This is a genomic window from Pseudomonas sp. FP2338, from assembly GCF_030687515.1.
GTDB lineage: Bacteria > Pseudomonadota > Gammaproteobacteria > Pseudomonadales > Pseudomonadaceae > Aquipseudomonas > Aquipseudomonas salomonii.
This window is the reverse complement of the sequence record NZ_CP117436.1, coordinates 2990924-3006076: the sequence shown is the minus strand read 5'-3', so window position 1 is coordinate 3006076 and position 15153 is coordinate 2990924. Positions and strand designations below refer to the sequence as shown.

General features: G+C 61.6%; 18 protein-coding genes. 11 read left to right on the top strand and 7 right to left on the bottom strand.

The features are described from left to right. Window positions 1–174: 174 nt before the first annotated feature. Window positions 175–1551, bottom strand: coding sequence for a PLP-dependent aminotransferase family protein (locus PSH96_RS13590; RefSeq protein WP_305459682.1), 1377 nt, complete (start codon window positions 1549–1551; stop codon window positions 175–177). A 133-nt stretch (window positions 1552–1684) separates the two neighbouring features. Between PSH96_RS13590 and PSH96_RS13585 the strand changes: the two genes are divergently transcribed. From PSH96_RS13585 to PSH96_RS13570, 4 genes are read left to right on the top strand one after another with little or no spacing between them, the layout of a single operon-like run. Then, the gene (locus PSH96_RS13585; RefSeq protein WP_056859870.1) at window positions 1685–2161 is read left to right on the top strand and encodes a carboxymuconolactone decarboxylase family protein; all 477 of its coding nucleotides are present in this window, start codon (window positions 1685–1687) and stop codon (window positions 2159–2161) included. Beyond that, complete coding sequence (locus tag PSH96_RS13580; RefSeq protein ID WP_305459681.1) at window positions 2151–2594, top strand: GNAT family N-acetyltransferase; 444 nt, start codon at window positions 2151–2153, stop codon at window positions 2592–2594. Before PSH96_RS13585 ends, PSH96_RS13580 begins: the two co-directional genes overlap by 11 nt. Then, complete coding sequence (locus tag PSH96_RS13575; RefSeq protein ID WP_058419663.1) at window positions 2591–3184, top strand: FMN-dependent NADH-azoreductase; 594 nt, start codon at window positions 2591–2593, stop codon at window positions 3182–3184. The genes PSH96_RS13580 and PSH96_RS13575 overlap by 4 nt, the downstream gene beginning before the upstream one ends. A 59-nt stretch (window positions 3185–3243) precedes the next feature. Next, window positions 3244–4389, top strand: coding sequence for a MalY/PatB family protein (locus tag PSH96_RS13570; protein ID WP_305459680.1), 1146 nt, complete (start codon window positions 3244–3246; stop codon window positions 4387–4389). 225 nt (window positions 4390–4614) lie between these two features. Here the strand turns inward: PSH96_RS13570 and PSH96_RS13565 are convergent, their stop codons facing one another. Beyond that, complete coding sequence (locus PSH96_RS13565; protein WP_003173733.1) at window positions 4615–4830, bottom strand: molybdopterin-binding protein; 216 nt, start codon at window positions 4828–4830, stop codon at window positions 4615–4617. Between the two features lie 318 nt (window positions 4831–5148). Between PSH96_RS13565 and PSH96_RS13560 the strand changes: the two genes are divergently transcribed. From PSH96_RS13560 to PSH96_RS13550, 3 genes are read left to right on the top strand one after another with little or no spacing between them, the layout of a single operon-like run. Beyond that, entirely contained in the window at window positions 5149–6114 is a 966-nt protein-coding gene (locus PSH96_RS13560; protein ID WP_305459679.1) for an aliphatic sulfonate ABC transporter substrate-binding protein, read from the top strand. A gap of 10 nt (window positions 6115–6124) precedes the next feature. Next, window positions 6125–6952 carry an ABC transporter permease gene (locus PSH96_RS13555; protein ID WP_305459678.1) on the top strand — a complete coding sequence of 276 codons (828 nt, stop codon included), beginning with the start codon at window positions 6125–6127 and terminating at the stop codon, window positions 6950–6952. After that, window positions 6949–7665, top strand: a complete 717-nt coding sequence (locus PSH96_RS13550; protein WP_305459677.1) for an ABC transporter ATP-binding protein — start codon at window positions 6949–6951, stop codon at window positions 7663–7665. The genes PSH96_RS13555 and PSH96_RS13550 overlap by 4 nt, the downstream gene beginning before the upstream one ends. Here PSH96_RS13550 and PSH96_RS13545 read toward each other — a convergent pair. The 3 genes from PSH96_RS13545 to PSH96_RS13535 all read right to left on the bottom strand — a co-directional run bounded on the left by PSH96_RS13545 (window position 7662) and on the right by PSH96_RS13535 (window position 9807). Then, entirely contained in the window at window positions 7662–8582 is a 921-nt protein-coding gene (locus PSH96_RS13545) for a FecR domain-containing protein (RefSeq protein WP_305459676.1), read from the bottom strand. The genes PSH96_RS13550 and PSH96_RS13545 overlap by 4 nt on opposite strands. Then, window positions 8579–9097 (bottom strand): sigma-70 family RNA polymerase sigma factor, encoded by a 519-nt coding sequence (locus tag PSH96_RS13540; RefSeq protein WP_305459675.1) that lies wholly within the window; start codon window positions 9095–9097, stop codon window positions 8579–8581. The genes PSH96_RS13545 and PSH96_RS13540 overlap by 4 nt, the downstream gene beginning before the upstream one ends. A 92-nt stretch (window positions 9098–9189) precedes the next feature. Next, window positions 9190–9807: an LpxA family transferase gene (locus PSH96_RS13535; protein WP_305459674.1), complete on the bottom strand. Its 618-nt coding sequence runs from the start codon at window positions 9805–9807 to the stop codon at window positions 9190–9192. A 120-nt stretch (window positions 9808–9927) separates the two neighbouring features. Here PSH96_RS13535 and PSH96_RS13530 point away from each other — a divergent pair, with 120 nt between their 5' ends. Both PSH96_RS13530 and PSH96_RS13525 read left to right on the top strand, forming a co-directional pair. Next, on the top strand, window positions 9928–10893 hold the full coding sequence (locus PSH96_RS13530) for a threo-3-hydroxy-L-aspartate ammonia-lyase (protein WP_305459673.1): 966 nt from the start codon (window positions 9928–9930) through the stop codon (window positions 10891–10893). After that, a complete protein-coding gene (locus PSH96_RS13525) occupies window positions 10890–11270 on the top strand; it encodes a RidA family protein (RefSeq protein WP_058419655.1) in 381 nt (126 codons plus the stop codon). The genes PSH96_RS13530 and PSH96_RS13525 overlap by 4 nt, the downstream gene beginning before the upstream one ends. Here the strand turns inward: PSH96_RS13525 and PSH96_RS13520 are convergent. Continuing rightward, window positions 11258–11884 (bottom strand): transcriptional regulator, encoded by a 627-nt coding sequence (locus PSH96_RS13520; RefSeq protein ID WP_305459672.1) that lies wholly within the window; start codon window positions 11882–11884, stop codon window positions 11258–11260. The genes PSH96_RS13525 and PSH96_RS13520 overlap by 13 nt on opposite strands. A gap of 70 nt (window positions 11885–11954) precedes the next feature. Here PSH96_RS13520 and PSH96_RS13515 point away from each other — a divergent pair, with 70 nt between their 5' ends. Beyond that, window positions 11955–13058 carry an alanine racemase gene (locus PSH96_RS13515; RefSeq protein ID WP_305459671.1) on the top strand — a complete coding sequence of 368 codons (1104 nt, stop codon included), beginning with the start codon at window positions 11955–11957 and terminating at the stop codon, window positions 13056–13058. An 8-nt stretch (window positions 13059–13066) separates the two neighbouring features. Here the strand turns inward: PSH96_RS13515 and PSH96_RS13510 are convergent, their stop codons facing one another. Beyond that, window positions 13067–13534, bottom strand: a complete 468-nt coding sequence (locus tag PSH96_RS13510; RefSeq protein ID WP_305459670.1) for a GNAT family N-acetyltransferase — start codon at window positions 13532–13534, stop codon at window positions 13067–13069. Window positions 13535–13782: 248 nt separating this feature from the next. On the opposite strand from PSH96_RS13510, the gene PSH96_RS13505 reads away from it, so the two are divergent. Then, window positions 13783–15033: a ribonucleotide-diphosphate reductase subunit beta gene (locus tag PSH96_RS13505; protein ID WP_099489316.1), complete on the top strand. Its 1251-nt coding sequence runs from the start codon at window positions 13783–13785 to the stop codon at window positions 15031–15033. Window positions 15034–15153: the final 120 nt, after the last annotated feature.

Below are 15153 nucleotides of genomic sequence, written 5' to 3'. Positions count from 1 at the left end.
GTGTAACGCCGATTTCACTGTAGAAACCGGTTCATCCTGTGGGAGCGGGCTTGCTGTGGCGAGGGAGCTTGTCGAATCGTCGAACCGTCCCGCTCGACAGCGAAGCTGGAGTCGGCTTTTTGGGGGTGCTTCGCACCCCAGCGCAAGCAAGCTTGCTCGCCACAGAAAGCCCACTCACACATTTGGTTTGTGACATGCCCGCAGTATCTGCAGCAGCCTCACCGCCAGCTCAGTGGCCTGTTCCGCCGTCGCCACATTGGTAAAGCCCATCAACAACCCCTGCCCACCTCCCGGCTCAAGGGTCCACGACGACAAGGCGTTAACCGCCAACCCCGTCTCATTGGCTGCCTTGGCAACCACGCGATCCGGCACGGGCACCAGCAACCGCGCCAACAAATTAATCCCCCCAGCCTGTTCATCCACGCGTAAAAAATCCGCGCAATGCGCCTGTAAGGCGGCCACCAAAAAGCCCCTTCGCAACGCATACAACTGACGCATCTTCTTCAAATGCCGGGTGAAGTGGCCCTGCTCGAGAAAGTCCGCCGCCGTCAGCTGCAACAACTGCGCACCGCGCTGCTGCAAGGCCTCGGCGCTGCGCCCGAACACCTCCACCAACGCCGCCGGCACCACCAGATAGCCCAAGCGCAAGCCCGGAAACAGCATCTTGCTGAAGCTCCCGGCATGAATCACCCGGTCGTGCACGTCCTGGCTCTTGAGCGCCGCCAATGGCTGGCCGTGGTAGCGAAACTCACTGTCGTAATCATCCTCCAGCACCCAACTGCCCTGCGCTTGCGCCCAGGCCAGCAAGGCCTGGCGCCGCGCCAGGCTCAATGCCACACCCAGCGGGCTCTGGTGGGCCGGCGTGACAATCGCCAATCGCGCCTGCGGCTCACGCTGGATGCCCTGCGCCACATCCAGCCCATCACGGTCGACCGGTACCGGCACCAGCTCAAGCCCTTGATGGAGCAACAACTGCCGCGCATGCACATAACCTGGGTCTTCGTACCAGCAGCGCTGCCCGGCCATCTGCAGCGCGTCGCACATCAGCGTCAGGGAGCCGGCATACCCCGAACAGATAAATACCTGTTGGGGCGTGCATTCCACGCCCCGGTACAGCGCGAGATAACTGGCAATCGCCACGCGCAACGCCTGGGCGCCGCGCACATCGCCCATGGCCAGGCTGTCGGCGTCGGTGCGGCGTACCTGCTGGGTGACCAGCCGCGCCCAGAGCTTGCGCGGGAAAGCATCCAGCGCCGGCTGGCCCATTTGCAAGGCTGGCGGCGCCGAGGTTGGCGGCGGTGCGACGGGCTGGGGTTTCATTGCCACCTGCGGCAATGTGCGCGCAATCACGGTGCCCGCCTGCCCACGCGCCTCGAAAAAACCCTCGCTGACCAGCAACTGGTAAGCCGCCTCCACGGTCCCGCGGGCGATCTTGAGTTCCAGCGCCAGGCTGCGCACCGACGGCACCCGATCACCGGGGCCAAGTTGGCCCTGGTCGATGGCCAGGCGGAAGCGGCGGTAGATTTCCTGATATTTGGGCAATGACGACATCACAAGGGGGCTCGGCAAAACGACAAGGTGGAGTCTGATCATGTCCCAACCCACTTGTCCAATCATGCCCCTGTCGAGCGACCCGGCCACCACCGAAAATGACGCATCTCTTAACGCAACCCAAGGATCACCCATGAAACACCGTCTCGATTACGGCCACGCCGCCCCTGTTGGTTACAAGGCCCTGGGCGCCGTGCACAGCTATGTCCATGGCTGTGGCCTGGAGAAAGAACTGATTGAACTGGTGTACCTGCGGGTTTCGCAGCTCAATGGCTGCGCCTATTGTCTGGACTCCCATTCCCGCGACCTGCTCAAGCAAGGCGTGAGCCTGGAAAAGATCATGCTGCTGGCCGCCTGGCATGAAGCCCTGCCGTTGTTCACGGTGCGTGAACAAGCCGCCCTGGCCTGGGCCGAAGTGGTCACCCAGGTGGCGCAAACCCACGTGCCGGACGCCGATTACGCCGCCGTGGCCACGGTGTTCAACGACAAGGAAATCGCCGACCTGACCCTGGCCATTTCCTTGATGAACGCCTTGAACCGCGTGGCCATCAGTTTTCGTAAAGTACCGGAGGCGATCAAGGCCCACCTGGTGAACCTCAATGACCAATGAGCACGTCGAGTTCGCCCTCATGGAAACCGAGGCCGACTGCATTGCAAGCTTTGCCGTGATGCAGCAACTGCGCCCGCACCTGGCCGACGCCGCCCGTTTCGCCGCACAGGTTCAGCGCCAGCGCCAGCACGGCTATCACCTGCTGGCCGCGCGTGAACACGGCAAGGTCATTGGCCTGGCCGGCTATCGCCTGACGGAAAACACCCTGTACGGCGAGTTTATCTACGTCGATGACCTGGTGGTGGACGCCACCTTGCAGCGCCGTCGCCTGGGCGAGCAGTTGCTCGACCGGGTCCGCGCCGAAACCCGCGCCCGCGGTTATCGTTACCTGGTGCTGGACACCGGCCTGCATATGGCCCTGGCCCAGCGTTTCTACTTTCGCCAAGGCCTGCTGCCGCGAGGCATGCACTTTTCCCAGGACCTGCGCCTATGACCCGCGCCCTGCTCCTCAGCTTCAGCCCCCACGGCAAGGCCGCGCAGACCTTCAAGCTGGCCCGTGCCCTGCTCAACGACCTGGTGCCCGGCGCCGACGTCATCGAGCGCGACTACGGCAGCCAGGCGCTGGCGCCGCTGACCCGTGAATACGCGAACGCACTCACCACCCCTGGCGGCTTGAGTGGCAGCGCCACGGCGTTGTCGGAACAGTTGATCGTCGAACTGGAAGCCTGCGACCTGTTGATCGTCTGCACGCCGGTGCACAACTTCACCGTGCCGGCGGCGCTCAAGGTTTGGATCGACCATGTGGTGCGCATCCATCGCAGCTTCACCATCAATGCGCAGTTCGAAAAGGTCGGCCTGCTCAAGGACCGACGCACCTTTGTGCTGGTCAGCAGCGGCAATGCGCGCAAGGGTCATGAGCCGGACTTTCTCACGCCGTACATGACCACTATCCTGTCTACGGTGGGTATCCATTCGGTGGACTTCGTTTACCTGGGCGCCATGGTGCGCGGCGAAGAAGCGGTGGCCCGCGCCGTGGAACAGGCACACCGGCAGCTGTCGGCGGCAATCAGCACTGGCCTATAAAATTAATGGCGCTAAAATCAGCGCCATTCCTGCACCTGCCTCCCTGATACGAGCCCCCCATGAGCTTTGATTTCGACACGATCCACCCCCGCCAAGGCACCGGCAGCACCAAGTGGAACCGATACCCGCAAGACGTTCTGCCGATGTGGATCGCCGACATGGATATCGCCGCGCCACCCGCCGTTCTGCAAGCCCTGCACGCACGCCTCGACCAGCAGATCCTGGGCTACAGCGTGGCTGGCCCGGATGTGCGCGAAGCCATCATCGCGGACCTGTGGGCCAAGTACGCCTGGCGCGTACAGCCTGAAGAGTTGCTGTTCCTGCCCGGTGTCGAGCCTGGTTTCAATATGGCCCTGCATGCGTTCGTACAGCCGGGCCAGCCCGTAGTGCTGCAAACCCCGAACTACCGGCCAATCCGCCTGGCACCGGGCCACTGGAACCTGCCGCGTATCGAAGTGCCGTTTGAATTGATCAATGGCGAGTACATCACCCCCATGCCCGCCATGCGCCAGGCGCTGAACGGCGCCGGTGCGCTGCTGCTGAGTAACCCGCACAACCCGGTGGGCAAGGTCTTTGCGCGTGAAGAATTACTGGCCGTGGCCAATGCCTGCTTGGACAACGGCACACTGATCATCAGTGACGAAATCCATGCCGAGCTGTGCTTTGACGGCCGTCGCCATATTCCCACCGCCAGCCTCAGCCCCGAGATCGCCCAACGCACCATTACCCTGATGTCGGCGAGCAAGGCCTATAACGTCGCCGGCCTGAAGACCTGCTTTGCCGTGGTGCAAAATGCCGAGGTGCGCGAGCGCTTCAACAATGCCCGCTGCGGCATGGTCGACAGCGTCAGCCCGCTGGGCCTGGAAGCCACCCGCGCCGCCTACAGCCAATGCAGCGAATGGCTGGACGCTCTGGTGCAGTACCTGCAAGCCAACCGTGATTATCTGCTGCACGCCGTGCAAAACCGCTTGCCCGGCGTGGTGATGCACGCGCCACAAGGCACCTACCTGGCCTGGCTGGATTGCAGCGCCCTGGGCCTCGCCGACCCACAGCAGTTCTTCCTGGAACAGGCCAAGGTCGGACTGAGCGCAGGCATCGAATTCGGCGATGACAGCCAGCAGTTCGTGCGCCTGAACTTCGGCTGCCCACGATCGATGCTCGAAGAGGGTTTGCAACGCATGGAACGTGCACTGCGTCAGCGCTAAAACGCATTTCACAACGTTTCGCAACGCGTGCCGAACCCTGCCACGATGCGCCGCCGGATAAACCGCAGACGCATCAGTCGGGCGGCGGTGGCCCACAAGCTATCTGAACAGACATAGAACAATGTGGGAGCTGGCTTGCCTGCGATAGCGAATTAACATTTGCCATGTATATGACTGATACACCGCCATCGCAGGCAAGCCAGCGCCCCCCACTTGCGAACACATTTACAGCTTGGCGATCGACACTTCAGTCGACTTCACAAAGGCAATCACTTCACTGCCCACTTTCAATTCCAGGTCACGCACGGAGCGGGTGGTGATCACTGAGGTGACGATGCCGGACGCGGTTTGCACATCAATTTCGGACACCACTTCCCCCAGCAGAATTTCCTTGATCACGCCCTTGAACTGGTTGCGCACGTTGATCGCTTTAATGGTCATGTCGGCTTTCCTTTTGGCTGTTGGGTCAATCCGCACGAATGCGCAGGCCCTCAAAATGCGTTATCGGCACCAACATTAAAAGGAATATATAAGTCTTTATTTATACGATACAGATATATGCGAAGTGTTCGCCTGCCAACAGCAGTTCAACAGACTGCCCTCTCCCGCTACAGCCGCATCGGTAAAAACCCGTGTATATACGCTGCGCACAAGGTGGCACAGAGACTGCATATTCCTATAAAGCATGATGGAACATGCCATTTCAATTTTCTGAATATAAGAAAAGCCTTCTCTCAACGCCTTGTCTGGAGCTGTTCCATGAAACCCTTTGCTTTATTGAGCGCCTGCGCCCTCGCCCTGTGCCTGCAACCCCAAGCCTTTGCCGCTGAAACCGACCCCGCCCAGGTCAACCTGGATTACGCCTACTACTCGCCCGTGAGCCTGGTACTCAAGCATTTCGGCTGGCTCGAACAGGCTCTTCCTCACACCAAGGTCGGCTGGGTGCTGAGCCAGGGCAGCAACCGCTCGCTGGAATACCTCAACAGTGGCGGCGTCGACTTCGCCTCGTCTGCCAGTTTGTCGGCGGTGTTGAGCCGCGCCAATGGCAGCCCGATCAAATCGGTGTACGTCTACAGTCGGGCTGAATGGACCGCGCTGGTGGTGCGCAAAGACTCGCCGCTCAAAACCGTCACAGACCTCAAAGGCAAAAAAATCGCCGCCACCAAAGGTACCGACCCGTACCTGTTCACCCTGCGCAGCCTGCAACTGGCGGGGCTGAAAAAGGATGATGTGGAGCTGGTGCATTTGCAGCATCCCGACGGCCGCACCGCCTTGGAGAAAGGCGACGTGGACGCCTGGGCCGGCCTTGACCCGCACATGGCCGCGAGTGAAATCCAGGCCGGTTCGCGCTTGCTGTATCGCAATAAAGACTTCAACAGCTACGGCGTGATCAGCGTCACCGAGCAATATGCCAAAGAACACCCGCAGACCATCACCAAGGTCCTCGGTGCCTATGAAAAGGCCCGCGATTGGGCCGTGAAGCACCCGGATGAATTCGCCAAATTGCTCGCTGACGAAGCCGGCCTGCCGCTGGAAGTGGCCAAGCTGCAATTGTCGCGCACCGACCTCGGCAACCCACTGCTGAGCGCCAAGGACGTGGCGTCATCCAAGGCCGCCGCGCCGATCCTGGTGTCTGAGGAATTGGTCCGTCGTGGCGTGGATGTCGACCCCGTGATCGATCAGTTGATCGACACGTCGTTTGGCCAAACCCTGCCCAAGCCTTAACGGAGGCGTGATGACCGATAAAAGCCAATCACTGCCGCTGCCGACGGCCGTGGTGATCAACCGCAGTGCCTGGCCAAGACGCCTCAAGGGCCTGGTGCTGCCGGTGTTGATCCTGCTGGTGCTGGAGGGAGTGGTGCGCATCGGCTGGCTGCCGTCCTACCAGATGCCGGCGCCCAGCGAAATCGCGGTGACCCTCACCGACCTCGCCGAAGGCGCGTTGTGGAAACACATCAGCGCCAGCCTGTTACGGGTACTGGCGGGGTTTGCCATCGGTGCCAGCCTGGCCCTGGTGTTTGCCGCCTGGGTGGGGTTGAGCCGTGAAGCCGAAGCGTATCTTGAGCCGACTTTCGCCGGGCTGCGCTCGATCCCGAGCCTGGCCTGGGTGCCGCTGTTGCTGCTGTGGCTGGGTATCGATGAAACCTCCAAGGTCGTGCTGATCGCGATTGGCGCGTTCTTTCCGGTGTACCTCAACGGTGTCGCGGCGATTCGCGATATTGACCGCAAGCTGGTGGAAGTCGGGCAAATGTACGGTTTCAAGCGGTCACGCCTGGTACGCCGGATTCTGCTGCCCGCCGCCCTGCCCGGCCTGTTCACCGGGCTGCGCAGCGGCCTGAGCCTGGCGTGGATGTTCCTGGTGGCAGCGGAGCTGATCGCGGCCACCAAAGGCCTCGGCTACTTGCTCAGCGATGGTCGAGAAACCTCACGGCCAGACATCGTGCTGGCCGCCATTATCGTGTTGGCACTGCTGGGCAAGCTCAGCGATGGCCTGCTCGCAGCGCTGGAAAAACGCTGCCTGGCCTGGCGCGACACCTTCTCAGGCCAGGGTGCGGAGCAATGAGTATGCAAGCGTTATTGGAGCTTCGCGTGGCGCGCAAAAGCTTTGCCGGCATTGTGGTACTGAACAATCTGCAGTTGGCGTTGCAACCGCGCGAAACCGTCAGCCTGCTGGGCCCCAGCGGTTGTGGCAAAAGCACGTTGTTGCGCATCGTCGCCGGCCTGGAGACCGACTTCCAGGGCGAACTGCGCAGCCCGGAAGGCGAAGTCGCCTTTGTGTTCCAGGAACCACGGCTGATGCCCTGGCTGACGGTGGAACAGAACATCGGTTTCAGCGATGACCGCCACTACGACAAGGCCTGGGTCACCCAGTTGATCGAAGAAGTCGGCCTGACCGGCTTCGCCCAGGCGCTGCCCAAGGCCTTGTCCGGCGGCATGGCGCAACGCGTGGCCATTGCACGCGGGCTGTATTCACGCCCGCAGGTGTTATTGCTCGATGAGCCGTTCAGCGCAGTGGATGCCTTTACCCGCATGAAACTGCAGGACTTGCTGCTGCAACTGGCCGAACACCACGCGATTGCCTTGCTGCTGGTGACCCATGATGTCGACGAGGCGCTGTACTTGAGTGACCGGGTGCTGGTGATGGACAACCGGCCGAGCAGTATCCGCCAGGAACTGGCAGTCGACCTGCCACACCCACGGGACCGGCGTGACCCGGCGCTGGCGCAGCTCAAGGCACAGTCATTGACCGAGTTGCAGCGCGCGCATGTGATTTAGGCCAGGGTTCGGCTGAGTGTCACCCAATACCGCGTGCGCGCTCGCACCTCGAACCCCAGGGTCTGGGCCAGCAGCGTGAGGATGCGATCGGTGTCATCCAGGCGAAAGCTGCCGGTGACCCGTAGCGTTTCCAGGCTCGGGTCCCAGCGCAACACACCAGGGCGGTAACGTTCCAGCTCACGCAGGAAATCCCCAAAGGGTTGGTTCTGCGCGGTTAATACGCCGTCACGCCAGCCCAGTTGCTGCACATAAAACGCCGCCCCGGCACTCAGCCCGTGAGGCCTTAACGAGGCTTGCTGACCGCTGTTCAACGTCGTCAATTGCCCGGCCAGATCACGCACCTGCACTGCGCCCTTGAACACCGACACCAGGCAGCCGGACGCCAATTGCCGCACGCACACGTCGGCCTGGCGCACCGCTACCTGGCCATAGCGCGTGTGCACGCTGATCGCCGCTGCGCCCGGCACCGTCAGCGCCAACTCGCCGTCCACCAGCGTGATGCGCCGCTGTGCCAGGTCAATATCCACCGCCGTCGCCGTGTTGAGTTGCAGGCTGCTGCCATCGGCCAGTGGCAGGCGCTTGCGCTCGCCGGTGGCGGTGTGCAAATCAGCCCGCCATGCCTCGATGGGCAACTGGCGGCTGATCAACCAGGCGGTCGGCACCAGCGCCGCCACGCCCAGGGCCCGCTTGAGCAGCGCACGCCGCCCCGGTTGCGGGCGGTCGAGGCTGGCCATTGCCACGGCCTGGGGCAAGTCACTAAAGCGCCGGCGCAGCGATTGGGCCTTCTGCCAGGTCTGTTCGTGCTGAGGGTGGCTGTCACGCCACGCCTGCAAATTGGCGTGGTCACGCTCGGTGGCCGCGCCGGATTCCAGCAGCGCCAACCATTGGGCGGCGGCGCGCGCAACCTCGCGGCTCACATGTCCACCAGCAAGCAATGTTCATAGGCCTGGGCCATGTAGCGCTTGACCGTGCGCTCAGAGACGTCGAGCCGCTCGGCAATCTCGCGATAGCCCAGGCCCTCCAACTGGCTCCACAGAAAGGCACGGCGCACCACCTGCGGCAAACCGTCAAGCAACTCATCCAGGGCGTGCAGGGTTTCCAGTACCAGCCAGCGTCGCTCGGGTGACGGCACGCAGGTTTCGGGCAAACTCGCCAGCGCCTTCAGATAGGCGTGCTCAAGGCTGCGGCGCTGATGAAAGTTGGCCAGCAAGCGCTTACCAACGGTCACCAGATACGCCCGTGGCTCCTGCATTTGCGCAATCGGCTGGGCACTGGCCAGCACCCGCACGAAGGTGTCCTGGGTCAGGTCCGCTGCATCCCAGGCATTGCCCAGGCGCCGCCGCAACCAGCTTTCGAGCCAGCTGCGATGATCACGGTACAAACTCGACAAGGTCAGTTCGCCAGTGTGGGTCTGGGCAACAGCATCAGTCATGGCAAGCAACCTGCGCGGCGCGAGTGAGTCTCAAATGAGATTCATTCTATTTAATATCGCGCTGGTGCACCATGCTCTTTTCAACTTTGCGTTTATGCCGTGAGTTCTGCGTCAAACACTTGCCCACGCCCTACTACGCTGGCAGGCGCCAACACCGCGCCCGGTGCCAATACCGCGTTGGCACCAATCCGGCACTGATCGCCCAGCAAGGCGCCAAACTTGTCGCAGCCGGTACGCTGCAACTGCCCGGCGACGCGCACCCACACCTCCTTGTCCAGCCGCTCGTTACGGTAATTGGCGACAATACTGCCGGCTTCCAGATTGATCCCATGCCCCAATACCGAATCGCCGACAAAGTTGAAGTGCGCCAGTTTGCTGCCACTGAATACAAATGAGGTTTTCAACTCTGCGCCGGGGCCGATGATGCACTGCGCATCCAGCCAGCAACCGCCGCGCAACAGCGAGCCACTGGCAATAAAACACTCGGCGCCGATGATCAGCGGGCCTTTGAGCAAGGCGCCGGGCTCGACCGTGGCGGTACGGTGGATGGCGATTTCATCCTGAATGATGTAATCGGCTGCCAGCAGTTGAGTGAGCATCTGGCGAACAATCACGGGGGCCTGGGTTGTCAGAGCCCAGGGTGCGAGGTCAGCCCAGGGTGCCAGCGGCGATTGGGAAAAGTCGGCGATGTATTCGGCGAGTCGTATCAACGTCGAGCCCTCTCGTAGTCAGAGAAACGCAAAACTTTAGCACTTCGACAGGAGCAGGCAGAGCTTTACTATTTGTCTTTATATAGATATTTTATCTAGATCAGCAAACGAGGACCGCTCATGCAATTGCCCGACTATTCCGATGTCGTCGCCGCCGCCCAACGCCTTGAAGGCTTCGCCCATCAAACACCGGTGTTCACCTCACGCACCCTCGACGCCGAAACCGGCGCCCAGGTGTTTATCAAATGTGAAAACCTGCAACGCACCGGCTCGTTCAAGTTTCGCGGTGCGTTTAATGCCCTTTCGCAGTTCGACGCGCAGCAGCGCAAGGCCGGGGTGGTGGCGTTCTCCTCCGGCAACCATGCCCAGGGCATTGCGTTGGCCGCCCAATTGCTGGGCATGCCGGCGACCATCGTGATGCCCACCGACGCGCCCGCCGCCAAGGTCGCCGCCACCCGGGAATATGGCGCCAGCGTGGTGCTGTATGACCGCTTCAACGAGGACCGTGAGCAAATCGGTCGCACCTTGGCGGTTGAGCATGGCATGACGTTGATCCCGCCTTACGACCACCCGCACATCCTCGCCGGCCAAGGCACGGCCGCCAAGGAACTGTTGGAATTCAGCGGCCCCCTCGACGCCCTGTTCGTCGGCCTGGGTGGTGGCGGCATGCTCTCGGGCACCGCGTTGTCGACCCGTGCGCTGGCCCCCGATTGCCAGCTGTTTGGTGTTGAGCCCCAAGCAGGCAATGACGGCCAGCGTTCATTCCAGACCGGCAGCATCGTGCACATCGACACCCCGGCGACCATCGCCGACGGTGCGCAAACCCAACACCTGGGCGACTACACCTTCCCGATCATCCGCGACAAGGTCACCGACATCCTCACCGTCTCCGACGCGCAGCTGGTGGCCGCGATGAGGTTCTTTATGCAACGCATGAAAATGGTGGTCGAACCCACCGGCTGCCTGGGCCTGGCGGCGTTGCGCCAGCTGGGCGAGCGGTTCAAGGGCCGGCGCGTGGGCATTATCGTCACCGGCGGCAACGTCGATATCGCGCGCTACGCTGCGCTGCTCAGCGAGGCACCATGAACATCATCCACACCGAAACCGCCTCGGCGCCTGCCGGGCATTACTCCCAGGCCGTCAGCCACGGCGACACGCTGTATATCTCCGGGCAATTGCCGGTCAGCCCCGACGGGCGCCACAACCTTGAAGCATCGTTTGCCGAACAGGCCCAGCTTGCGCTGGCTAATCTGCTGGCCATCCTGAAAGCCGCTGGTGGCTCGCCGCAGGATCTGGTGAAAGTCACGGTGTATGTGGCCGGGGTGCAGCATTGGGCGCAATTCGACCGTATTTACGCCGCTGCGCTGGGCGAGCACCGCCCCGCCCGCGCGGTGGTGCCGGTGCCCGAGTTGCACCACGGTTACCGGGTGGAAATTGAAGCTGTAGCGCGCTACTTGGCGTAGGTGTAGACCGCCGCACGGGACACGCCCAGGTGCGCAGCCACGGTCTCCATCGCCCGGCGAATGTCCATGCAGCCCGAGTCTTTGAGCTCTTGCAGCAACAGCCGTCGATCCGCCGCCTTGAGCGCGCGCGGCGTGGTGGCCAGGCGTGCGGCGAACTGGTCGATGCGGGTGCGAATCACATCGGCGCCGGACGGCTCCAGGGATTCAATCAAGGTGTCGCCGGTGACCGAGCCAAATTGCTCGAGCATGCCCTGCAGGCCACGGAACAATGAGAGATCGACGTTCATGCACAAGGCCGCGACGTACTTGCCGCTGGTGTCCTTGATGCCGATGGAGGTGCTTTTGACCTGGCGGCCATCGGCGAACTGGTTGCGGTAGTTGGCAATGATCTGCGGGTAGTCGGGGTCGGCAATCCGCGCCAGGCCCAACTCGGTGGTCGGGTCGCCCGGCGAGCGCCCGGAGAGGTTGTTATGGATCGCCAGGATCGCCTGCTGCGGGTCGCGCAAATCGTGCAGCACCACTTCGCAGAACGGGCTGAAGGTTTTGCTCAAGCCTTCGGCAATCTGTTCGAGCTGGCTGATCAGGGTGGTTTCTTCAAGAGAGGTCTTTTTCATGCAAGACAACATATCCAGTCCTGGACAGGCCGTCAATTTGGCCGCTGTCCGCCCTAGTGGAGCTTCAACCATGGACACCCCGGCAGCATTGATAGACACGTTGAAAATGCAGCGCAACATCCAACGCATGCAACAGCGCGCCGACCACCTGGGCGTGCACCTGCGCCCCCACGTCAAAACCCACAAATGCGCCGAAGTGGTGGCCGCGCAGATAGCGGCCGGTGCCCATGGCATCACCGTGTCGACGCTCAAGGAAGCCGAATATTTCTTTGACTTGGGCATCCAGGACATCCTCTACGCCGTCGCCATGGCCCCGCACAAACTGCCCCAGGCCCTGGCATTGCGCCGCCGGGGTTGCGCGCTGACGCTGATCACCGACAGCCTCGCCGGCGCCCACGCTATCGTCGATTTCGGCGCCGCACAGGGTGAAACCTTTGCGGTGATGATCGAGATTGATTGCGACGGCCACCGTTCCGGGGTCAAGCCGCAGGACGCGTTATTGCTCGACATCGCCCGACTGCTCGGAGACAGCCTCGTCGGCGTAATGACCCACGCAGGGGAAAGCTACGGGCTGGATACGCCCGAAGCGTTGCAGGCCATCGCTGAACAGGAACGTGCACGCTGCGTTGAAGCGGCGCAGCGTATCCGCGCCGCCGGGCTGGCCTGCGATCAGGTCAGTGTCGGCTCCACGCCTACCGCACTGTCAGCCGTCAGCCTTGAAGGCGTGACCGAACTGCGCGCGGGTGTGTACGCGTTTTTTGACCTGGTGATGCACAACGTCGGCGTATGCCGCATCGAAGAACTGGCCTTGAGCGTGCTGACCACAGTGATCGGCCATCAAGCGGAAAAAGGCTGGATCATCACTGACGCCGGCTGGATGGCCATGAGCCGGGATCGCGGCACACACGCACAAAAACGCGACTTCGGTTATGGCCAGGTGTGCGATGAGCACGGGGAGTTGCTCGACGGGTTGCTGTTGAGCAGCGCCAACCAGGAACATGGCGTGGCACGGTTCGAAGCGGGCGGCGTCGATGTGGTGGCGCAATTCCCGCTGGGTACGCGCCTGCGTATTCTGCCCAATCATGCGTGCGCCACGGGGGCGCAGTTTGGCAGTTACAACGCCGTGCTGCGCACCGGTGACGTGCAGGTCTGGGAGCGACTGCGTGGTTGGTAGACCCACCGCTACAGGGCGAGCTCCATCTTGATGATCTCGATGGACACCGGGCTGTTGCCCCGGCTGAAGGTGCCCTCGCCGACCTTTTCAAAGCCGAACGCGGCATAGAACATTTCGGCGTTGAGGGTCGCTTCCAGGCAGGCCTTGGCATGGCCGGCGTTCTTGATGCGCTGCAAGGCCTCATTGAGCAGGCGTGCACCGACGCCCTGCCCGGCGGCAGCGCCGCGCACGAACAGTTTGCTGATTTCATTGCCATCGATCTCGATGAACCCCTGCAGCCTGTCGGTGTACGCCAGCCACAGGTTGCCGGCGGCGATGGCCTCGCGGTAGGTCGCGGGTGATCGGCCGTTGAGCCACATGGCGATCTGCTCGGGGCCATAGTCGCCCGTGCAGAGGTTTTCGACGGAGTTCTTATGCACCTCGAAGACACTTTGCGCGTCTTCCAGCTGGGCGGAGCGAATCAGTACTTTTTTCATTCCCTTGAAATTCCACCGGCAGCCAATGAACCCAGGTTTTATAGCTCAACCGGCGCTGCGCCGCGACCCAAGACCGCACATCTTGTGCGTTGACCTGTTTTGTTACACACCATATAGTGTGCCCACAAACACAAACCACCACTACATAGTGTGCAGTATCGGTATTTACCGACCACACTCTGCGCAGTATTTCAATGCCTTGAAGCCTGCAAAAACCTATTTTTCGAGTACCAGGAAGGAGAATTTCAATGTTGAGTTGGGATGAAGTCGACAACGAAGACACCGGTGCAGCGGTGATCAAGGGCGCCAACGCCGGCCACGCCAGCGAAGCCAACATGGACCGTCTCGACGGTGCCGGTGCTGCCGCCGCCCTGGAAGCGCGCAACGTGACCGCCAGCGACTCGGCTGCGATCATCCGCGCCAAGGCCGCCCTGGACAAACTCGACGTCGCCGAAGGCCTCGCTGAACTCGAAGGCTCCGCCGCCCGCGTCGCCGTTGACGAAAAGCGCATGATCAACTGCCGCGCCGACCTCAACCAACTCGTACCCTTCAAGTACGACTGGGCCTGGCAAAAGTACCTCGACGGCTGCGCCAACCACTGGATGCCGCAAGAGGTCAACATGACCGCCGACATCGCCCTGTGGAAAAACCCGGAAGGCCTCACCGACGACGAACGCCGCATCGTCATGCGCAACCTCGGCTTCTTCTCCACCGCCGACTCCCTGGTTGCCAACAACCTGGTGCTGGCCGTGTACCGCCTGATCACCAACCCGGAGTGCCGCCAGTACATCCTGCGCCAGGCCTTCGAAGAAGCGATCCACACCCACGCCTACCAGTACTGCATCGAATCGCTGGCCATGGATGAAGGCGAGATCTTCAACATGTACCACGAGATTCCATCGGTCGCTAAAAAAGCCGCGTGGGGCCTCAAATACACCCGTTCGATCTCCGATCCGAAGTTCGAAACCGGCACCGTCGAAACCGACAAAGAACTGCTGCGCAACCTGGTCGCCTACTACTGCGTCCTGGAAGGCATCTTCTTCTACTGCGGCTTCACCCAGATCCTGTCCATGGGCCGTCGCAACAAAATGACCGGCGTGGCGGAACAGTTCCAGTACATCCTGCGCGACGAGTCGATGCACCTGAACTTCGGTATCGATGTGATCAACCAGATCAAAATCGAAAACCCGCATTTGTGGGATGCCGAGATGAAGGAAGAAGCGACCCAGATGATTCTGCAGGGGACGCAGCTGGAGATTGAATACGCGCGCGATACCATGCCACGTGGGGTGTTGGGGATGAATGCGGCGATGATGGAGGACTATCTGAAGTTCATCGCTAACCGTCGGTTGTCGCAGATTGGGTTGAAGGAAGAGTATCCAGGGACGACTAACCCGTTTCCTTGGATGAGCGAGATCATGGACTTGAAGAAAGAGAAGAACTTCTTCGAAACCCGTGTGATCGAGTACCAGACCGGCGGCGCGCTGAGCTGGGATTAAAAATGTGGGAGCGGGCTTGCCCGCGATGGCGGCGGGTCAGTTAAGCATGTATTGGCTGACACTCAGCTATCGCGGGCAAGCCCGCTCCCACATGGGTTAGCGGTATTTTTTAGACTTGCG